At 46.5% G+C, this 19,745-nt stretch carries 20 protein-coding genes; 2 read left to right on the forward strand and 18 right to left on the reverse strand.

Going from position 1 to position 19,745, the window contains the following annotated elements; genetic code table 11:
• Positions 1-6 precede the first annotated feature (6 nt).
• The 12 genes from ERX29_RS06685 to ERX29_RS06740 all read right to left on the reverse strand — a co-directional run bounded on the left by ERX29_RS06685 (position 7) and on the right by ERX29_RS06740 (position 10,270).
• Positions 7-435, reverse strand: coding sequence for a low molecular weight protein arginine phosphatase (locus ERX29_RS06685; protein WP_133443926.1), 429 nt, complete (start codon positions 433-435; stop codon positions 7-9).
• 12 nt (positions 436-447) lie between these two features.
• Positions 448-1,455 (reverse strand): L-threonylcarbamoyladenylate synthase, encoded by a 1,008-nt coding sequence (locus ERX29_RS06690; protein ID WP_133443927.1) that lies wholly within the window; start codon positions 1,453-1,455, stop codon positions 448-450.
• 88 nt (positions 1,456-1,543) lie between these two features.
• Complete coding sequence (prmC, locus tag ERX29_RS06695) at positions 1,544-2,383, reverse strand: peptide chain release factor N(5)-glutamine methyltransferase (RefSeq protein WP_133443928.1); 840 nt, start codon at positions 2,381-2,383, stop codon at positions 1,544-1,546.
• The gene (prfA, locus tag ERX29_RS06700; RefSeq protein WP_133443929.1) at positions 2,367-3,443 is read right to left on the reverse strand and encodes a peptide chain release factor 1; all 1,077 of its coding nucleotides are present in this window, start codon (positions 3,441-3,443) and stop codon (positions 2,367-2,369) included. The genes prmC and prfA overlap by 17 nt, the downstream gene beginning before the upstream one ends.
• A 1-nt stretch (position 3,444) precedes the next feature.
• Positions 3,445-4,023 (reverse strand): thymidine kinase, encoded by a 579-nt coding sequence (locus ERX29_RS06705; RefSeq protein ID WP_133443930.1) that lies wholly within the window; start codon positions 4,021-4,023, stop codon positions 3,445-3,447.
• A 119-nt stretch (positions 4,024-4,142) separates the two neighbouring features.
• A complete protein-coding gene (locus ERX29_RS06710) occupies positions 4,143-4,400 on the reverse strand; it encodes a type B 50S ribosomal protein L31 (protein ID WP_133443931.1) in 258 nt (85 codons plus the stop codon).
• Between the two features lie 107 nt (positions 4,401-4,507).
• On the reverse strand, positions 4,508-5,824 hold the full coding sequence (gene rho / locus ERX29_RS06715) for a transcription termination factor Rho (RefSeq protein ID WP_133443932.1): 1,317 nt from the start codon (positions 5,822-5,824) through the stop codon (positions 4,508-4,510).
• 146 nt (positions 5,825-5,970) lie between these two features.
• Entirely contained in the window at positions 5,971-6,948 is a 978-nt protein-coding gene (glpX, locus tag ERX29_RS06720; RefSeq protein ID WP_133443933.1) for a class II fructose-bisphosphatase, read from the reverse strand.
• A 125-nt stretch (positions 6,949-7,073) separates the two neighbouring features.
• The gene (locus ERX29_RS06725) at positions 7,074-7,412 is read right to left on the reverse strand and encodes a winged helix-turn-helix transcriptional regulator (RefSeq protein ID WP_133443934.1); all 339 of its coding nucleotides are present in this window, start codon (positions 7,410-7,412) and stop codon (positions 7,074-7,076) included.
• Positions 7,413-7,509: 97 nt separating this feature from the next.
• Positions 7,510-8,772 (reverse strand): UDP-N-acetylglucosamine 1-carboxyvinyltransferase, encoded by a 1,263-nt coding sequence (locus ERX29_RS06730; protein ID WP_133443935.1) that lies wholly within the window; start codon positions 8,770-8,772, stop codon positions 7,510-7,512.
• Positions 8,773-8,973: 201 nt separating this feature from the next.
• Complete coding sequence (gene fdaB, locus ERX29_RS06735; protein WP_133443936.1) at positions 8,974-9,831, reverse strand: class IIb fructose-bisphosphate aldolase FdaB; 858 nt, start codon at positions 9,829-9,831, stop codon at positions 8,974-8,976.
• Between the two features lie 76 nt (positions 9,832-9,907).
• On the reverse strand, positions 9,908-10,270 hold the full coding sequence (locus ERX29_RS06740) for a response regulator (RefSeq protein ID WP_133443937.1): 363 nt from the start codon (positions 10,268-10,270) through the stop codon (positions 9,908-9,910).
• Between the two features lie 60 nt (positions 10,271-10,330).
• Between ERX29_RS06740 and ERX29_RS06745 the strand changes: the two genes are divergently transcribed.
• Positions 10,331-10,831, forward strand: coding sequence for a DUF2529 family protein (locus ERX29_RS06745; protein ID WP_133443938.1), 501 nt, complete (start codon positions 10,331-10,333; stop codon positions 10,829-10,831).
• Positions 10,832-11,005: 174 nt separating this feature from the next.
• Here the strand turns inward: ERX29_RS06745 and ERX29_RS06750 are convergent, their stop codons facing one another.
• From ERX29_RS06750 to ERX29_RS06775, 6 genes are all read right to left on the reverse strand, one after another.
• Positions 11,006-12,601 (reverse strand): CTP synthase, encoded by a 1,596-nt coding sequence (locus tag ERX29_RS06750; RefSeq protein ID WP_133443939.1) that lies wholly within the window; start codon positions 12,599-12,601, stop codon positions 11,006-11,008.
• Positions 12,602-12,745: 144 nt separating this feature from the next.
• A complete protein-coding gene (gene rpoE / locus ERX29_RS06755; protein WP_133443976.1) occupies positions 12,746-13,282 on the reverse strand; it encodes a DNA-directed RNA polymerase subunit delta in 537 nt (178 codons plus the stop codon).
• A gap of 86 nt (positions 13,283-13,368) precedes the next feature.
• Complete coding sequence (locus ERX29_RS06760; RefSeq protein ID WP_133443940.1) at positions 13,369-14,493, reverse strand: acyl-CoA dehydrogenase; 1,125 nt, start codon at positions 14,491-14,493, stop codon at positions 13,369-13,371.
• Positions 14,494-14,562: 69 nt separating this feature from the next.
• Complete coding sequence (locus tag ERX29_RS06765; protein ID WP_424960630.1) at positions 14,563-15,372, reverse strand: GNAT family N-acetyltransferase; 810 nt, start codon at positions 15,370-15,372, stop codon at positions 14,563-14,565.
• On the reverse strand, positions 15,369-16,547 hold the full coding sequence (locus ERX29_RS06770) for an acetyl-CoA C-acetyltransferase (RefSeq protein ID WP_133443942.1): 1,179 nt from the start codon (positions 16,545-16,547) through the stop codon (positions 15,369-15,371). Before ERX29_RS06770 ends, ERX29_RS06765 begins: the two co-directional genes overlap by 4 nt.
• A gap of 2 nt (positions 16,548-16,549) precedes the next feature.
• Positions 16,550-18,637, reverse strand: coding sequence for a (Fe-S)-binding protein (locus tag ERX29_RS06775; protein WP_133443943.1), 2,088 nt, complete (start codon positions 18,635-18,637; stop codon positions 16,550-16,552).
• Between the two features lie 275 nt (positions 18,638-18,912).
• Between ERX29_RS06775 and coaW the strand changes: the two genes are divergently transcribed.
• Positions 18,913-19,725 carry a type II pantothenate kinase gene (gene coaW / locus ERX29_RS06780; RefSeq protein WP_133443944.1) on the forward strand — a complete coding sequence of 271 codons (813 nt, stop codon included), beginning with the start codon at positions 18,913-18,915 and terminating at the stop codon, positions 19,723-19,725.
• Positions 19,726-19,745 lie beyond the last annotated feature (20 nt).

A 19,745-nucleotide genomic window follows, 5' to 3' on the forward strand; every position in this document is an offset into this window, starting at 1 on the left:
GAGTATTTATTTAGTATTGTCCAATGTTTCTATCAACTGTCTGACATACATTTCTATTTGTTCGTAAGCGCGTTCATATGCTGTCATATTTCCCCCGTATGGATCATTAATATCCTGCATGTCCCCCGCCGCGTATTCACTGAGCCTATAGACGTTTGCCCCTGGATACATTACTTCTATATATTGCTTATGACTGGAAGACATCGTGACAATCAGATCGGCTGTGGCATCTTCATCAGTAAACTGCTCAGCGGTGGATGGCTCAGGCAGCTGATGCTGACGGATTAGTGCTGCTGAATGCTGCGATACAGGGGCTCCGCTGTATGCCGACAGACCGCGCGATGTGAATTCATGATTCTCCGTCAAGGATTTGGCAATGCTTTCAGCAAGCGGGCTGCGGCACGTATTACCTGTACATACAAAAATGACTTTCATCATCTTCCTCCTCTACTCGCCAGCTGACGCTTTATCGATGCGGTTCATCAGTGCACGTGTTTCTTCAGTCCGTGTAAATCCGCTTAAGATGATACGTTTGACCGCGTGATTGTGATCGATCATTCTCAGCACATCATATAGATTGCCGGCTGCTTCCTTGTAGGCTGTCTCTGTAGCACAAAGCGGGTAGAAATGACCGCCTTCAATAAGGTGGCGGCTGCTTTCAGGAGCGATGACCGCTGTCTGTGAATCGATTGTCAGCGGTTCTTGAATCCCGCCTTCTATCAACGTCATCGGACTGTTCGGGGCATAGTGCCGGTATTTCATGCCCGGTGCAATCGGTGTATCCGGCTCATAATGCGCTTCAGTCAGACAGCCCGGCACGATCTGCAGAAGCATGGATTCCGTTATACTGCCCGGCCGCGCAATCTTAAAGGGATAGCTCGTACAGTCAAGCACTGTACTCTCTATGCCGATTTCACTGTCAGGTCCCTGGATAATACCAAATATTCTACCTTCAAGATCTTCCTGCACATGCTGAAACTGAGTAGGTGAAGGTCGACCACTTAAGTTAGCACTCGGTGCAGCGAGCGGTAATCCGACTATCCGGAGCAGCTGACGCGCGACTTTATCTTCCGGCATTCTGACAGCGACAGATGACAGTCCTGCTGTCACTTGCGGTGCAAGTCGGTCCGGCTTAACCGGCAGGATAAAAGAAATCGCTCCCGGCCAGAAGACATCCATCAACTGACGCGCTGCCGGATGAATATAATCAGCAAACTCGAGCTGATCCATCTGATGAATATGGACAATCAGTGGATTATCGCTCGGCCGCCCTTTAGCGGTATAGACTTTTCCCACTGCTTCCGGACTGAACGCATTTGCTGCAAGTCCATAGACGGTCTCTGTCGGAATGGCTATGAGTTCATCTGAGTGAAAAGCAGCGTTGATACTATCAATTTGTGGATATGTGGATAAGTCATCCACATAGTTACGAACATCCCAAACATACGTTTCCATCTCTTCAATTCCCCTCTCAACGTCTATTTTATTACAAAATAAAAAGTTATGCACAAATTGTGGATAACTTTTTACTATTGTGTATAACTTATTCACACCAGCGGAACCATAGTATCCGGTCGAGCTGGTTGATATCTTGTTCAATATGAACTGTTACATCATATTTTTTCACGATATAGTCTGTAAGAGCTGCACCTTGTGCGTGACCGATCTCAAAAAAGACATAGCTGTCGTCTTTCATGACGAGCGGCAGATCATCAATCATCCGCTTATATAACAGCAGTCCATCGTCGTCTGCGAAGAGCGCGAGATGCGGATCATGGTCAAGCACGGAACGCGACATTAATGCTCTCTCTGATTCAGCGATATACGGCGGATTAGACACCAGTACATCGAGCTTGACTCCTTCCGTCACAAGCGGATCCAGTAAGTCTCCCTGGCGGAAGATAACATCACTGTCCAGCACTTCGGCATTTTCACGAGCGACTTCCAGCACGGCTGAACTGATATCCGTGCAGAACACTTTAAAATCTGCCTCCAGGTCAAGTGAAATTGCAATGCAGCCGGTTCCTGTACCGATATCTGCTGCAACGCCTGACCTGATGGTGGACAGCACATGATGGACAAGTTCCTCTGTTTCTGGGCGCGGCACGAGCGTGTCAGGCGTCACCTTGAACTTACGCCCGTAAAATTCCTGAAATCCTGTAATATGAGCAAGCGGCACATCGTCACATAGCAGCGCGATACCCTTCTCATAGCGTCCCGCTTCTTCAGCACTCAGCAGACGGTTGTCAAGCGTGATATCCAGCTGCGATATATCGAACAGATCCATCATCAGAAACATTGCGCCGACTTCAGGCTGGTTTTCTTGCTGCAATGCCACTCTGCCGGCTGCAACAAGTATGGACGGTTTATAGGACGCCATCATTCAATGCTTCAAGCTTACTTGTCTGCTCTGCAATGGTCAGCGCTTCAATCACTTCACTCACTTTGCCCTCCATGATCTGGTCGAGCTTCTGAATCGTCAGACCGATCCGATGATCAGTCACACGGTTCTGCGGATAGTTATACGTGCGAATACGTTCAGAACGATCTCCTGTCCCAACAGCGGATTTACGCTGTTCTGCATATTTTGACTGCTCTTCCTGCAGCATTTTGTCGTAGACACGTGTTTTCAGAAGTTTCAGTGCTTTCTCGCGGTTTTTGATCTGGGATTTCTCAGAACTTGTCGCGACAAGGCCGGTCGGGATATGGGTAATACGTACAGCAGAGTCAGTCGTGTTGACGTGCTGACCACCTGAGCCGCTTGAACGATACGTTTCAATGCGCAGGTCTTCATTTCGGATCTCCACTTCCACGTCTTCTACTTCAGGAAGGACCGCGACTGTCGCAGTCGATGTATGAATTCTGCCGCCGCTTTCTGTCGCAGGTATACGCTGAACGCGGTGTGCGCCGTTCTCAAATTTCAGCTTTGAGTAAGCACCATTACCAATAATCGTGAAACTGATTTCTTTGTAACCGCCGTGATCTGACTCATTCGTTTCCATGACCTCAATTCTCCAGTTCTGCTCTTCAGCGAATCGGGAGTACATGCGGAATAGATCTCCTGCAAATATCGCCGCTTCGTCCCCGCCCGCTGCACCGCGGATTTCCATAACAACGTTTTTATCATCATTCGGGTCTTTAGGAATCAGCAGCACTTTCAGTTCTTCTTCCAGCGCCGGAATCTGCGGCTTCAGTTCATTGATTTCTTCTTTGATCATCGCTTCTTCTTCAGGGTCAGATGTTTCCCCCATCATTTCAAGCGCTTCGTCGAGCTGTTCTTTCACAGATTTATAGTTTCTATAGACCTCTACAGTCTTATGCAGATCGGACTGCTCCTTTGAATACTGGCGTAACTTATCAGTATCTGACACGACATCCGGGTCGCTGAGAAGTTCGTTTAATTGTTCATAACGGTCTTCTACGATTTCTAATTGATCAAACATATTAATCCTCCTTCACAATATGATGCAGACGGCATCTTGGTTCATAGCTTTCCTTAGCTCCGATCATAATAATCGGATCGTTGATATGCGCGGGTTCTCCGTTGATCAGCCGCTGCGTTCTTGATGATGGTGCTCCGCAGACGGCACATACGGCCTGCAGCTTCGTCACGTGCTCACTGATCGCCATCAGTTCCGGCACGGGCTCAAAGGGAACGCCTTTAAAATCCATGTCGAGCCCTGCAACAATGACGCGGTGACCTGCTTCAGCAAGCTGTGTCGCGACATCCACGACACCAGGATCGAAGAACTGAACTTCATCGATTGCCACAATGTCCACATCATGCGTCACGAACTTGAAAATATCTTCAGACTGCGCAACGTTATGAGCTTCTATAGTAGAACCATTATGAGAGACAACTGAATCATGGCTGTACCGGTTGTCTATTTCAGGCTTAAAGACCACGACTTTCTGCTTCGCGTACAGTCCGCGTCTCAATCTTCTGATGAGCTCTTCACTTTTACCACTGAACATACTACCTGCGATACACTCTATCCAACCTGCGGGATAACTTTCATACATACTTACGGCCACCTTTTTTTCACATAATCGCTTTATTATATCACAATTTCGGCTCAATCTTATGTACAAAAAAAGTCCCATCACTCAGCAAGGCTGAATGTGGAACTTCTTTCTTTAAATTATTCGTTGCTGCTTTTAAGACCGAATTTTTTGTTGAAACGCTCAACACGACCATCGGCCGAAGCGAATTTCTGACGACCTGTGTAGAACGGGTGAGAATCAGAAGAGATATCCAGACGGATCACTGGATATTCGTTACCATCTTCCCAAGTCATCGTTTCGTTTGAAGAACGTGTAGAACCGCTTAAGAATTTGTAGTCAGTCGTAGAATCTAAGAAGATTACTTTACGGTATTCCGGGTGAATTCCTTGTTTCATTGTTTTCAGCTCCTTTGCCCTGAACCATCTGGCACAGAGTTATTCGTGATATTTCACGTCAATACTTACATATTATATAGGGTTGAACATCAAATTGCAACTGTTAATTAAATGATCGGCTTGCCGGTTTTGGCACTCATTTCTATACGGTCACCTAGCTGATTGAAGAAATCCGCATTGCTGTCGCTCTGTTTCAGACGGCGCAGGAAGCGTTCTGTAAAGTCCTGCTGTTCTGTAAACAAATTTCTGAGCTGCCATACCATCTCCAGTTCCTTCTGTTCAAGCAGCAGCTCTTCTTTCCGGGTAGAGCTGCGACGTATATCAATCGCCGGATATACACGTTTCTCAGCGAGCTTACGGTCAAGCGTCAGCTCCATGTTGCCTGTCCCTTTGAATTCCTCATAGATCATGTCATCCATGCGGGATCCTGTTTCAACGAGCGCTGTCGCGAGAATCGTCAGGCTGCCGCCTGCTTCAATGTTGCGGGCAGCTCCGAAAAAGGCTTTCGGGCGGTGAAGACTGGCGGGGTCGAGACCACCTGACAATGTACGACCACTCGGTGGCACGACCAGATTATAGGCACGAGCGAGACGGGTGATGGAATCCATCAGTATGATGACGTCTTCACCGAGCTCAACGAGCCGCTTCGCGCGTTCCAGCAGCAGTTCTGCTACTTTGACGTGATGTTCCGGCGGCTCGTCAAATGTTGAGTGCACGACCTCTGCCTGAGCAACTGAACGCTCAAGATCCGTCACTTCTTCCGGACGCTCTCCGACAAGCAGAATAAAGAGCTTCGCTTCAGGATGATTCGTGCAGATTGCATTGGCGATTTCCTTCAACAGTGACGTCTTACCTGCTTTCGGCGGCGCGACTATCATTCCGCGCTGACCGAAACCAATCGGTGTCACAAGGTCCATAATACGGGTGGAGTATGCTTTTTTAGATGTCTCAAGTTTAATTCTACGGTCCGGATAGAGCGGTGTCAGCGCCTGGAAATGAGGCCGTTTCTTTACTTCTTCCGCATTCTGGTCATTGACGAAGTCGACCTGCAGCAGTCCGTAATATTTTTCGTTCTCTTTCGGCTTGCGGACTTTACCGGTCACCTTATCGCCCTGCTTAATCTCAAAGCGGCGGATCTGACTGGCAGAGATATAGATATCTTTTTCACCTTTTGAGTAGTTGACCGTCCGCAGGAAACCGTACCCATCCGCCTGAATGTCATCAAGGATACCTTCCATATAGTAGTTACCGTCCTGTTCCATCTGTTTCTCCATGATGGCCAGCACCAGTTCTTTTTTATTCAGTTTGCTGTAATTGGTAAGGCCCAGTTCTTTAGCGCGCGCTGTTAATTCTTTTGTCGTACTGTTCTTGTAAAGCGCATCAAAAGATTCATACTGAGGGCTTGTCCGTTGTTTTTCAATCATATAGCACCTTCTATTAAATAATATATTGTTGAGAAAAGAAAAAGGCAGAGTAAGACGAGGTTGTGCGTGGATAACTTCCATAGTTTATCATGAATTATAGGAATGTCAAAGTGAAAGTCAGCATGCGGATACATGCTGACTGATGATTAAATATTATCGTTTCCAGATATGGTAAGACCAGGTTTTTTCTCAAGGCTGTGACGGCCTTGAATGAAACGGACTGTGCCTGATTTAGCGCGCATGACGAGAGAATGCGTCTCTGCAAATCCACCTTTGAACTGCACCCCTTTAAGCAGTTCGCCGTCAGTCACAGCAGTTGCTGCGAAAATCGCATCGTCACCTTTGACCATGTCATCCAGTTTCAGCACTGTATTAGGTTCAATGCCCATATTGCGGCAGCGCTCTTCCTGTTCTTTATCTTCCGGCAGAAGAATTCCCTGGAAATCACCACCGAGGGCTTTAATGCCGACTGCTGCGATGACTCCTTCAGGTGCACCGCCGGAACCAAAGAGAATATCGACGCCTGTGAAATCAAACGCTGTATTGATTGCTGCTGCCACGTCACCGTGTTCAATCAGCTTGATGCGAGCGCCGGCCGCACGTATTTCCTCGATAATATGAGCATGTCGTTCACGGTTGAGAAGTGTTGCTGTAACGTTCGTAATATCTTTGTTTTTTGCCTTCGCAACAGCCTGCAGGTTTTCAGTGACGCTTTTAGAAATATCGACGACTCCGACACACTCAGGACCGACCGCTATCTTATCCATATACATATCTGGTGCGTGAAGCAGTGTTCCGCGGTCACCTACCGCAAGTACTGTCATCGCATTCCAGCTGCCTTCAGCGACAAGCGTCGTCCCTTCAAGCGGATCAACTGCGATATCGATTTTTGGACCGTCATTCGTGCCGAGTTCCTCACCGATATAAAGCATCGGTGCTTCGTCCATCTCACCTTCACCGATCACGACGATTCCTTCCATCGGAATCGTATCGAATACTTCACGCATTGCTGTCGTCGCCGCGTCATCCGCCTCATTTTTCAAACCTTTACCAACCCAGCGTGCACTCTGCAGCGCAGCCGCCTCAGTCACACGCACTAACTCCATCGATAAACTACGTTCCATCGTCATTCTCCTTTGTCCAACGTAATATAACTTTCAGAAATAGTATAACACATTTATGAATGAGTCCTATCCAAAGATTGTAAAGAAGACTGTAAGAACTCAATTTATAAAGAAAAAAACAGTCATTATGAATGACTGCCTGCTTCTTCTGTCAGCTCCAGATTTTCCTGTGCCCATTGTTCTATAGGGATCATCGCCTGACTTAAAGCATAGCCTTTCGGTGTCAGAACGTATTTGATTGATAACGGTGTAGTCGTCACGACTGTCTTTTCTACTAAGTCCCATTCTGCAAGTTCAGCAAGTTTCAGACTGAGTGCTCTAGGTGTAATGGACTTCAGATCGCGTTTAATATCTGAAAAATGGGCAGCATGGTCTTCACAGCGCGACAGATAATTGATCAATAACCCATTCCAGCTGCGTCCAAGAATTTTAAATGTTTCTTCTAAATAAGGACATATTTCCATAACTATCACCTCACTAACTTATTATATCATGGTATAAAAAATATATCAAATATATATTTTATATAAAAGAAGAAACCTCCTGCAACAGGAGGTTGTGTTATGCTTCGATTGGCTCACGCCAGATATCTGCACCGAGCGCCTTCAGTTTTTCAACAATGCCACTGTAACCTCGGTCGATGTGCTTGACGTTATATACTGTTGTCACGCCTTCTGCTGTCAGACCGGCAATGACTAGACACGCGCCTGCACGTAAGTCGCTGGCTGCCACTTCTGCTCCAGTCAGTCTGGAAGGATTGATCGTCGCTGTTCCGCCTTTTTCATTGATGTCAGCAGACATTCTTTTAAGTTCTGCCACATGATTGAAACGCGCGGGATATATCGTGTCAGTCACTGTACTTTGTCCGCCGGCCATAAATAATAGCGGTGTATACGGCTGCTGGAGATCAGTTGCAAATCCAGGGTAGACGTTCGTCGTAATCGTCAGCGGTGCAAGCGGTTCTGATTTACGTATGATTGCTTTGTCTTCACCGACTTCGATGTCAACACCCATTTCAATAAGCTTTGCCGTGAGCGGTTCCATATGCAGCGGAATAATATTTTCAATCACTACTTCTTCGCCCATCGCGGCAGCTGCACACATATATGTACCCGCTTCAATACGGTCAGGTATAATTGTGTGCGTCGTTCCATGCAGACTTTCCACACCTTCGATTTTCAATGTATCTGTACCCGCTCCGCGAATTTTAGCACCCATGTTGTTAAGCAATGTCGCTACATCAACAATTTCAGGTTCTTTCGCGGCATTTTCGATGACTGTCTTGCCCTTTGCCATACTTGCTGCGAGCATAATATTAATCGTTGCGCCTACGCTGACCACATCGAGGAAGATCTTGGCACCGATCAGTTCCTCGGCCTCTAGATGCATCGCACCCATTTCATTGGTCACAGTGGCACCGAGTGCCTCGAACCCTTTAATATGCTGATCGATCGGTCGTGGACCGAGCGGGCAGCCGCCAGGAAGACCGATCGTACATTTTTTGAAACGTCCAAGCATCGCACCCATCATATAATATGAAGCACGTAATGACTGTACTTTGTCGTTAGGTAAAGGCAGATTGACTGCTTCACTTGAGTCGACATTCAGTACGTCTCCGTCAAGTTCCGTCTTAATATTCAGGTCCTCGAGCAGGCTCATTAACGTGACGACATCTGAAATTTCAGGCAGTCCTTCCAGTTTTACAGCACCGTCAGCCATTAACGTCGCCGGAATCAATGCGACTGCACTGTTTTTGGCACCGCTGATCTGCACTTTACCACGAAGAGGATTTCCACCTCTTATCTTAATCACTTCTTCTGACATGTCCGTACTCCTTTTCTATTCCTGTAAAATACTTTTTAATCGTCTAGTTATATATATCTCATTATTAATCATTGTAAACCATATGAATAATTCCTTGCTGAATATAGAATTTGCGACCTTAAATATATTCAATTCAGAACGTAAAGTCAAGAAAAAAAGCACATCAGCAGCGCTGATGTGCTTTATAGATATCTTGTCAGACTAAGCTTTGCCAGATGTACCGAATTCACGAATTTTACCTTGAACAGTTGCTTTGATAGCTTCGCGTGCAGGTCCAAGATATTTACGTGGGTCGTATACGTCAGCATCGTTGTTCAATGTGTCGCGTACTGCTTTAGCAGAGGCAATCTGATTTTCAGTGTTAACATTGATTTTTGCAGTTCCTAAAGAAATTGAGCGAGTGATGTCTTTAGTCGGGATACCTGTTCCACCGTGCAATACGAGCGGCAGACCAGTAGCTGCACCGATTTCTTCCATTTCCTTGAATCCTAAGTTCGGTTCACCTTTATAAGGACCGTGAACTGAACCAAGAGCAGGAGCTAAGCAGTCGATACCTGTTTTTTCAACAAGTTCCTGACATTCACGAGCGTCAGCATAGACCACACCGTCAGAAACAACATCGTCTTCCTGACCACCGACACGACCAAGTTCTGCTTCTACTGAAACTCCTTTTGAATGCGCATAATCTACAACTTTTTTCGTGATTTCAACGTTCTCTTCAAATGAATGGTGTGAAGCGTCGATCATAACAGATGTGAAACCTGCGTCAATCGCTTCTTTACATTTATCGAAGCTTGAACCATGGTCTAAATGAATCGCTACAGGAACTGTAATGTTCATGTCTTTCATCAAACCTTCAACCATTTTTACAACAGTGTAGAAACCGCCCATATATTTTCCAGCGCCTTCAGATACACCAAGAATAACTGGTGCGTTCTCCTCTTGAGAAGCTCCAAGAATGGCTTGAGTGAACTCTAAATTATTAATGTTATACTGACCTACCGCATAACCGCCTTCTTTAGCCTGAATTAACATTTCTTTCATAGAAACTAATGGCATGAAAATATCCTCCTTGTGTGCTGGTGCACAAATTTATGTCATAAGTATAGCAGACAACATGGTTGTTTGCATAACTTTAGACCCCGTTTTCCTTATATTTTTTAGCGATTTCAGCGACTTCAGCAATTGAAAACGGCTTCATTAGAATGCCGTCTATACCGAGCTTTTTAATCTTCTCAATCTCTTCGCTCGTCTGATAGGCAGAAATGAGATAAACAGGTACATCGCTGACCTTGCGAATCTGTTCGAGTGTTTCGCAGCCGCTCATGACCGGCATCCGTTTATCCATGAAGACAAGGTCATAGCGTTCTGTCGCCATCATATCAAGAGCCACTCTGCCATTTTCCGCTTCGTCAGTCGTCATGCCGTAAAGCGTGAATATTTCCTTAAGGAGCAGTCTGATATTGTCCTCATCATCTATCACTAAAATGCGTAACATTGTCTTCAACCTCCTTTTTATAATAGAATTGTACTATAAATAACAGAAAGAAGGATTTAAATGTTAAAGATATTCAACACCCAGCTGAACGGTATATTCAAGAAAATCGATGCCCAGGAAACAGAACTTGATATTGCTGCACGCCTGTTGGCACAAGCAGTTGCTGGTGAAGGAAAGATATTCGTCAAAGGATTCGGAGACCTCCGCTATTTTGAAGATTTCATCGTCGACAGCGACGAAAGTCTATTCGGCGCTGAGAAAATGATCACAGAATCGGTCCTTGACCGGACAGATAGAGTGCTGCTGATGGCAGACGTATATGATGAAGCTGTTATTGAATACATTAAAGACCTGGAACAGTTCGATATTGATTATGTCCTTGTATGCAACAAAGATGACAGAATCAAGAGCATGAACTTCATCGACTTATCGACCCCGCGTGCGCTCGTACCGATGGAAGATTTCAGCCGCATCATCAAGCCGCATATGATGGCAATGAACTATATATATTATGCTATCTATGCAGGAATGAAAGAACTGCTGGAAGAAGACAGTGACTGATGGTGATGTTGTTGTTGTGGCGTGCAAACGGGGTTTGCGCGCCACTTTGCCATGTTTCCGATGATTCCAGTCGAGTTATGGCGTGTAAACGGAATTTACGCGCCACTTTGCCGAGTTCCAATCCTGCAATCTCACCCCATAACAAAAGCCGCTCAAATTTTGAGCGGCTTTTGACTATTGAAGGGTTGCTTCGATGAATCCTCTGAATAATTTCTGCGGTCTTGTCGGACGTGACAAGAATTCTGGGTGGAACTGACATGCGACGAACCATTTATGTTCCGGGATTTCGACGATTTCAACGAGGCGACCATCGGGAGAAGTGCCTGAGAACACGAGGCCTTTTTCTTCCAGGTGTGCTCTGAATTCGTTGTTAAATTCATAACGGTGACGATGACGTTCCTGCACTAATTCTTCGCCGTAAGCTTCGTGTGCTTTCGTACCTTCGACAAGCTGACATGGATATAATCCAAGACGCAGTGTGCCGCCAAGATCGACGACATCTTTCTGATCAGGCAGTAAGGCGATGACTGGATACGGTGTATTCGGATCAAGTTCTGCTGAATGCGCGCCTTCCAATCCGACGACGTTACGTGCGAATTCAACAGTCGCGAGCTGCATGCCGAGACAGATGCCGAGGAACGGAATATTGTTTTCACGCGCATACTGGGTCGCTAAAATTTTGCCTTCAATACCGCGTTCACCGAATCCTCCTGGAATTAGAATACCGTCGACGTCACTTAATTCTTCTTTAAAGTTGGTTACATCAAGACTTTCAGAATGAATCCATTTGATTTCCACTTCTTTGCCGAACTCGTAGCCTGCATGCTTCAACGCTTCTGCCACTGATAAATAAGCATCCTGCAGTGCTACATATTTTCCGACTAAAGCAATACGCGTTTTTCCGTTTAAATTACGCACGGTCTCAAGTAATTTTGTCCACTCAGTCAGCTCAGCTTCTTCTGTCGCTTCAAGCCCTAGACGGTTGATAACGATATCATCCATCTTCTGTTCTTTTAGTGCAAGCGGCACTTGGTATAATGTATCCGCATCGCGGCATTCAATCACAGATTTTTTGTCGATGTCACAGAATAATGCAATCTTATCGCGCAAATCCTGAGTCATCTCATATTCTGTACGGACGACAATCATATCCGGCTGAATGCCCAGTCCACGCAGTTCTTTCACGCTGTGCTGTGTCGGTTTCGTCTTCATTTCTCCCGCAGCTTTAATATACGGCAGCAGTGTACAGTGGATATACATCACGTTCTCACGACCGAGATCGCTCTTGATCTGACGGATGGATTCTAAAAACGGCAGTGACTCGATGTCCCCTGTTGTTCCACCGATTTCAGTGATGACAACGTCCGCTTTCGTGCTCTCACCTGCAAGCAGCAGACGTGATTTGATTTCATTGGTGATATGAGGGATGACCTGCACTGTACCGCCTAAATAATCACCTCGGCGTTCCTTTTTCAATACGTGTGAGTATACTTTCCCCGCTGTCACGTTGGAATACTGATTCAAGTTGATATCGATGAAACGCTCGTAGTGCCCAAGGTCCAAGTCTGTCTCTGCGCCGTCATCTGTCACGAACACCTCTCCGTGCTGATACGGACTCATCGTACCTGGGTCAACGTTCAAATACGGGTCAAACTTCTGAATCGTTACGTTCAATCCACGGTCTTTTAATAATCTGCCTAAGCTTGCTGCCGTTATCCCTTTACCTAGTGACGAAACAACGCCGCCAGTCACAAATATAAATTTAGTCATTGCTTTCCTCCTGATTAAAAAATAAAAAACGCTCCTTTTGCAAATCGCAAAGGGAGCGTATTGGTTTATACGTTTGTCCTAATTAAAGGAGCCCAAGTAAAATAATAATCACTTTTAGGTCGAATGTCAACATCAAGGAAAAACTTATTCTTCTTTCTCGAAGTCTTCTTCTTCATCTTCGTAATCTTCTTCGTCTTCATCTTCGAATCCGTCTTCTTCTACAACAAGACCGGCTGTACCGATTTCGTCTTCTACTTCTTCATCTTCCGGGTCTTCAAGGTTCTCTTCATCAGAACCTCCTTGAACGACAACATCAAGCTCATCTTCTACCTCTTCTTCTCCAAGCAGAACGATGTTCGCATCATCTTCATCTTCATCAAGTACATCAAACTTCTGAACAGTAGGTGCAATTTTCTCTTCGATATCATCGACAGAGTACCAGTCACGAAGTCCCCACAGGTTTTCACCTGTAGACAGGAAGCGACCATCTGTATTTAAATCCGTGTAAAATTGCAGTACACGTGTTTCGATTTCTTCGTCCTTATAGCCACCGATTTTCTTGAATTCATCGATCATGTCATAAAGACCAGTATCTTTGCCCTGCTCACTTAAATAAAGGTAGGCAAGGTCAATAAATGAGTTTTCGTTCATCATTTCTTTAGTATATTCACGGATTTTCATTAAAGTTCGTCCTTTCAGCTCGTTCAGTCGATTTTTATTCACAGTTCATCATATCAAGAACACAGCTGTTTTTCCAGTAAATTCTGCTACTGTGCAAGCTGCCTTGAAATCACCAGTCTCTGAATCTGCTGCGTCCCTTCATAAATCTGCGTAATCTTTGCATCGCGCATAATACGTTCAACAGGATAATCTGTCGTGTAGCCGTAACCACCAAATATCTGCACCGCGTCAACTGCTGCTTTCATCGCGGTGTCACCAGCAAACAGTTTCGCCATACTGCTGAACATAGTATGCGGCCGTCCAGCTGATAAATACCACGCTGCCTGACGCGTCAGCAGTCTCGCCGCTTCTATTTCCGTCGCCATATCAGCAAGCATAAATCCGACCCCTTGATGCTGAATGATCTTCCTGCCGAATGTCTCGCGGGTACCAGCGTATTCTGTCGCGTGGTCGAGCGCGCTCTGAGCGATTCCAACTGCCTGCGAGGCAATGCCCATCCGCCCGCCGTCTAAAGCCGCCATCGCAATTTTAAAGCCATCCCCAACTGACCCTAAAACATTGTCCAGATGCACAAAAACGTCATCAAAAATAATTTCCGTCGTCGCAGAAGACCTGAGTCCCATCTTGTCTTCTTTCTTACCAACCGAGAATCCAGCAGCATCCTTTTCTATCATAAAGCACGTCATCCCCTGCTCTGTGCGTGCAAATACAATATAAATATCAGCGTAACCGCCTGACGTAATCCAGATCTTCGTTCCGTTCAATACGAATCCATCGTCAACTCGCCGCGCCGCGAGCGTCATGGCGTTGACATCACTTCCTGCGTTCGGTTCACTGAGTGCATAAGCTGCGAGATATTCCCCGCTCGTAAGCTTCGTCAAATATTGCTGCTTCTGCGCCTCGGAGCCGAAGCGATAAATAGGTACGCAGCCGAGCGACACATGCACAGATAGCGTGACTCCGAGCGACGGATCGACTCGTGACAGTTCCTCAAGACAGATGGAGTAGCTCAAGTAATCCATCCCCGCGCCGCCGTATTCTTCTGGAATGACGATTCCTGTCAGTCCTAGTTCCCCCATCTGGTTGAACAGTTCCCGGTCAAATCGGGCTTTTTTGTCCCGTTCTTTGACACTCGGTGCGATTCTCTCGAGCGCAAATTCTCGCACCATTTTCTTCAGCATCTGCTGCTCATCTGTTAATTTGAAGTCCATCTTCATACCCCTTTGCTGCATGAAAACAGCCAAACCACAAATCGCTTTATGATTCAGCTGTGTCACATGCTAATATCTGATTAGTTTAGTCAAGACGTCTGGTTCCTGCTGATCCATATGGACAAAATTGGCATTCAAATAGTCTTCCGGCTCATCGGTCCTGACGACAAGCTGTTCGACTTCAGCTGCTGTTTTTCGGACAAAGGTCGCGAGTTGACGCAGCGCGCTTTCTCTGACTGCAGCATCTGCTGTTTCAAATGCAGTGATATATGCGGTCTTTCCTTCAATCTCCAGTTTGATATGTCCAGTTGCCTCGCCGTCTTTTTCAAGGATAATGACATTTCCCTGCTGCACTAGGCGCAGTTTCGATACATACTTCCCTTCAAGATCGAGATAATAGAGACGCTCCTTGCCGAGCGGCCCTTCCGGATTTGTCGCGAGATGCAGAAATCCTGCGCGTTCGTATAAATTCCACGCTGCCTGGTTTTCAGCATCAACAACTAAATATAGGTTTTCGAAATCAGGAAACACAGTCTGGACAAACGTCGGAATATTCATCATGATTTCCGTGCCGTAGCCTGACCCCTGCAGTTTCGCGTTGATAGACAGACTTCTGACATAAACCGCATTAATCGGTGTATCGTAACCTTCGTGCTGATAAAATTGATGCAGCACAAAAAATCCTACGACTTCGCCTTCTTTGTTAAGCACGATGCATGGTCGTCTGTTCGCGTCCATCAATCCTTCGTCAAGCACTTCTTTCGGCAGCGAGGAATAGATGAGCTGACGTTCTTCCAGTTCAAATGATTCAAGCTGTGCTCTATACTTCTCGTTATACTGTACGATATCAATCTGAGATCCTTTATATTCCACTGTTATACCTCCAGGAGAATAGCGTCCCCCTGACCACCGCCGCTGCATATTGCGGCAATACCTTTTCCTCCGCCTGCGCGTTTTAAGCTGTGAATCAGCGTCAGAATAATCCGGGCACCGCTCGCACCAATCGGATGGCCAAGAGCGACTGCCCCTCCATTTTTATTTATTTTTTCTGATGGCAGCTGTGCAATCTGCTGGCTGGCAAGGGCGACTGCGCTGAATGCTTCGTTCATTTCAAATAGAGCGATGTCGTCTGACGTCAGTCCTTGTTCTTCAAGCATCTTATTGATGACAAGACCCGGCGTTTCCGGGAAACATTCAGGAGCAACCCCGATTTCACTATGGGCAAGCAATGTCGCAAGGACGTCATAACCTTCCTGCTCTGCGTGCTCTCTAGACATCAGAACAAGGGCACATGCTCCGTCGTTAATGCCCGGTGCATTACCGGCTGTCACTGTACCGCCTTCTTTAACGAATGCAGGTTTCAATGTACTGAGCTTATCGACAGTCGTATCGCGGCGCGGCGCTTCGTCTGTATCGACAATCACTGTTTCCCTCCGCCCTTTTACTTCAACGGGCGTGATCTCATCGTCAAACAATCCGGCATCAATGGCTGCAATCGCCTTCTGATGAGAATCATAGCTGAACTGATCCTGTGCCTCACGTGTCAAGTTGAATTTCGCAGCGGTCTGGTCACCGTATACGCCCATATGTCCGCCCGTGAAACTGCAGGTCAGCCCGTCATAGATCAAACCATCAATCAGTTCGACGTTGCCCATCATCTTACCGTATCTCATATCCTTTGAGAAAAATACAGCGTTCGACATCGACTCCATACCACCTGCGACGACAGTCTCGTAATGACCCAGTTTAATCTGATCCATTGCATGAGAGACAGACCGCATGCCTGATGCACACACTTTGTTGATTGTCTCTGTATGCACATTAAACGGAATACCTGCGTGGCTCTGCGCCTGCCGTGACGGCAGCTGACCCTGACCCGCCTGCAGCACGTTACCCATAATAACAGCATCGACTTTGTCCGGTGCCAGATTAATACTGTCCAGCGCTCCTCGAATCGCAATTCCACCTAGTTCACTCGCCGACTTTGTCTTCAGACTGCCGCCCAGTTTACCAAATGGTGTTCTCTTACCAGCAACAATTACTACCTCAGTCATCTTTACACTACCCCTTTTTTGATGGATTCATTCAGTAATTCCGCTAAATCTTTCGTCTGAACATGGTCACTCACTTCCAATGCTTTCGTACCGTCAGAAATCATCGTCAGACAGAACGGGCAGGCTGTGGCGATTGTCGTCGCATTCGTTCTGAGCGCCTGCTCTGTACGGTTGACGTTGACGCGTTCCCCTTCTTCTTCTGTCCACATCATACCGCCGCCCGCACCGCAGCACATTGCATCCTGGCGGTTACGCTTAATCTCGACGACATTCGCCCCGATGGATTCAAGCAATTGACGCGGCGCGCTGTAAATATCATTGTAGCGGCCGAGATAGCACGAGTCGTGATAAGTGATGGTCTCGTCAAGCGATTCTCCCGGCTGAAGACGCCCGTCTGCTATCAGCTCCGCAAGCAACTCGGTATGATGTCTGACTTCTATATTCAGTCCGAAGTCAGGATATTCATTTTTAAACGTATGATAAGCATGTGGGTCAATGGTGACGAGCTTAGTCGCGCCTGTTTTCTCAATATCTTTGACGTTCTTCTCCGCGAGCTCCTGGAACAGGAACTCATTGCCGAGCCTGCGCACGGTGTCTCCTGAGTTCCGCTCCTTATTACCGAGTATCGCAAACGTGACACCTGCTTTATTCAGCAGCTCACAGAAACTTGCCGCGATTTTCTGTGAGCGTTTATCAAACGCGCCCATGGATGACACCCAGAACAAATACTCAAAACTCGTGTCGCCCATCTCTTTGACAGTCGGAATATGAATGTCAGGATAATCATCGCGCCATTTTTCCTTGTCCTTCTTGTTCAGCCCCCACGGATTGCCCTGACGCTCAATATTCTGCATGGCCCGCTGTGCATCCGGCTTCATCCGGCCTTCCGTCATCACTAAATAGCGGCGCATATCGATGATTTTGTCGACATGTTCATTCATCACCGGGCATTGGTCCTCACAGTTTCGGCACGTCGTGCACGCCCATAACTCATCTTCTGTGACCACTTCTCCGACCATCTGCGGATTGTACAGCTCGCTCGGCGCTGAACTTACTGCCAGCTGGTTACCGAGCGTATTTGAAAACATCGGCGCTGGTACCCATGGAGATTTTCTCGTAACTGCAGCGCCGGTCATCGTCAGGTGATCGCGCAGCTTCGTGATGATATGCATCGGCGACAGTGCCTTCCCTGTAATTGATGCAGGACACATATTGGTACAGCGCCCGCATTCTACACAAGCATAGAGATCCAGCAGCTGCTTATCGGTGAACTGATCGATCTTCGACACGCCGAACGCTGGTTCTTCTGCCTCATCCGCGGTCTCTTCTTCAATGTCAAAATCCAGCTTATCAAGTTTTCCCGTCGGCCGTGTCCGATTCAAATAGACATTGGCCGGTCCGGCAATTAAATGTGCATGCTTTGATTGCGGCACGTAGACGAGGAATGACAGTAAAAACAGTAAGTGCAGCCACCAGAACACAAAAAACAGTGCTGCTGCAGCTGACTGCGGAACAAAACTTAAAGCAGCAGCAATCGTTGATGCGATCGGTTCCGCAAAGTGAACAGCTGTTTCGCCGTGCCAGATGAGCTGCATCGCGTTAGCAAGCAGCACTGATATCATTAATCCCCCGATAAAAATCAGCACAAGTCCCGCTTTCCATCCTCTTTTCAGACGCGGCAGTTTTTCGACGTAGCGCCGGTAAAATGCCCAGGCAACAGCCACTAAAATCATCAGTGTGACAAGTTCCTGGAAAAACGTGAAGAACGGATAGACCGGTCCGAACGGCAGATGTTTCCCGGGTAATAATCCTTTAATGATCAGATCGATTGCGCCAAACTGCACGAGTAGAAATCCATAGAAAAATATCACGTGAATCGTTCCAGATTTCTTATCCTTCAGCAGTTTCTTCTGACCGAACACATTGACAAGTACTTTATTGATACGCTTGTCACGTCTTGCATTGAACTCATGTTTCCTGCCGAGCTTAATAAACTCATAACGTGTTCTTACTAAATAAATAAACAAATAAATTGCATAGCCTGTAACAGCCAAGAACATGATCCAGTTCAAGTAAATCAACTTATCCATTCCCTACCCCCTTGACCCTTTGTCACCATTCTACATAATGAATGAACATTCAGTCAATGGAAATCTGAAAATTCTTATATCTTCATTATAATGAGTAATTTCATAAAAATTATAAAAACATTTGAAAAGTCATTCTAATTATTTTAGTTTACTGCTATAATTAATTTACCTAGGCAACTCAAAAAAGGAACGGGACTGCACCCGTTCCTTTTTTTATGTACAGAAACATATAATAAGAGGTAGAATAAAAACAAAAACTTGAGCGAGGTAACGACATGAAAATAGGGATAGATGCAGGCGGTACATTGATTAAAATTGCTATCGAGGAAGACGGACAGCTGACTTTCAAGAAACAGCCGTCCGCTGAAATAGAAGAAGTCGCAGCATGGCTGACTACACTGCCGGAAGCTCGCGTTGCACTGACCGGTGGCAAAGCGACTTTTCTCCAGTCATTGATTCCGCATGATGCATTCCAGTCAATCGAGTTCGATGCGACGTTCAGAGGCATCCAAAGCTTTCTTGAACAACTTAACATCTCTCTTGATCATTATGTCTTCGCGAACGTCGGGACTGGCACATCCATCCACTTTGCAGATGGCGACAACCAGCTGCGTGCTGGTGGAACAGGCGCAGGCGGCGGGATGATTCAAGGGCTCAGCTATCTTTTGACAGAACTGACTGATTTCAATGAAGTGACAGAACGGGCATTATCAGGCGACCGCGATAAGATCGACCTTAAAGTCAAGCACATTTATAAAGGCGATAAAACGCCGATACCAGGAGACCTGACTGCAGCGAACTTCGGCAACGTGCTGCACAACATGCACGACATGACATTTACTGCGGATGATAAACTGGCAGCCGTCATGGGCATCGTCGGTGAAACAGTGACGACCATCTCAATTCATGCGGCGCGCGAGTTCAAGACAGAACACGTCGTCTATATCGGCTCATCATTTCTGAATAATGCACTGCTCCGTGAAGTCGTCATGGATTACACTGTACTGCGCGGCTTCAAGCCCTACTTCATAGAGAACGGTGAATACTCAGGGGCCGTCGGAACGATGAGGCTGATGGATGAAAGTTAAAGAACCACAAGTCCAGCAGT

It is taken from the genome of Macrococcus lamae, from assembly GCF_004359545.1.
In the GTDB taxonomy this organism is placed as follows: domain Bacteria; phylum Bacillota; class Bacilli; order Staphylococcales; family Staphylococcaceae; genus Macrococcus; species Macrococcus lamae.

Bases quoted from the DNA above. Each gene is read 5' to 3' on its own strand.
- ERX29_RS06685 (WP_133443926.1), bottom strand. From the start codon at position 435: ATGAAAGTCATTTTTGTATGTACAGGTAATACGTGCCGCAGCCCGCTT.
- ERX29_RS06730 (WP_133443935.1), bottom strand. From the start codon at position 8,772: ATGTCAGAAGAAGTGATTAAGATAAGAGGTGGAAATCCTCTTCGTGGT.
- ERX29_RS06740 (WP_133443937.1), bottom strand. From the start codon at position 10,270: ATGTTACGCATTTTAGTGATAGATGATGAGGACAATATCAGACTGCTC.
- ERX29_RS06775 (WP_133443943.1), bottom strand. From the start codon at position 18,637: ATGGATAAGTTGATTTACTTGAACTGGATCATGTTCTTGGCTGTTACA.
- ERX29_RS06725 (WP_133443934.1), bottom strand. From the start codon at position 7,412: ATGGAAATATGTCCTTATTTAGAAGAAACATTTAAAATTCTTGGACGC.
- ERX29_RS06760 (WP_133443940.1), bottom strand. From the start codon at position 14,493: ATGGACTTCAAATTAACAGATGAGCAGCAGATGCTGAAGAAAATGGTG.
- fdaB (WP_133443936.1), bottom strand. From the start codon at position 9,831: ATGCCATTAGTTTCTATGAAAGAAATGTTAATTCAGGCTAAAGAAGGC.
- coaW (WP_133443944.1), top strand. From the start codon at position 18,913: ATGAAAATAGGGATAGATGCAGGCGGTACATTGATTAAAATTGCTATC.
- ERX29_RS06745 (WP_133443938.1), top strand. From the start codon at position 10,331: ATGTTAAAGATATTCAACACCCAGCTGAACGGTATATTCAAGAAAATC.
- rpoE (WP_133443976.1), bottom strand. From the start codon at position 13,282: ATGAAAATCCGTGAATATACTAAAGAAATGATGAACGAAAACTCATTT.
- ERX29_RS06710 (WP_133443931.1), bottom strand. From the start codon at position 4,400: ATGAAACAAGGAATTCACCCGGAATACCGTAAAGTAATCTTCTTAGAT.
- rho (WP_133443932.1), bottom strand. From the start codon at position 5,824: ATGATTGAAAAACAACGGACAAGCCCTCAGTATGAATCTTTTGATGCG.
- ERX29_RS06750 (WP_133443939.1), bottom strand. From the start codon at position 12,601: ATGACTAAATTTATATTTGTGACTGGCGGCGTTGTTTCGTCACTAGGT.
- ERX29_RS06705 (WP_133443930.1), bottom strand. From the start codon at position 4,023: ATGTATGAAAGTTATCCCGCAGGTTGGATAGAGTGTATCGCAGGTAGT.
- ERX29_RS06690 (WP_133443927.1), bottom strand. From the start codon at position 1,455: ATGGAAACGTATGTTTGGGATGTTCGTAACTATGTGGATGACTTATCC.
- glpX (WP_133443933.1), bottom strand. From the start codon at position 6,948: ATGGAACGTAGTTTATCGATGGAGTTAGTGCGTGTGACTGAGGCGGCT.
- prfA (WP_133443929.1), bottom strand. From the start codon at position 3,443: ATGTTTGATCAATTAGAAATCGTAGAAGACCGTTATGAACAATTAAAC.
- ERX29_RS06770 (WP_133443942.1), bottom strand. From the start codon at position 16,547: ATGACTGAGGTAGTAATTGTTGCTGGTAAGAGAACACCATTTGGTAAA.
- prmC (WP_133443928.1), bottom strand. From the start codon at position 2,383: ATGATGGCGTCCTATAAACCGTCCATACTTGTTGCAGCCGGCAGAGTG.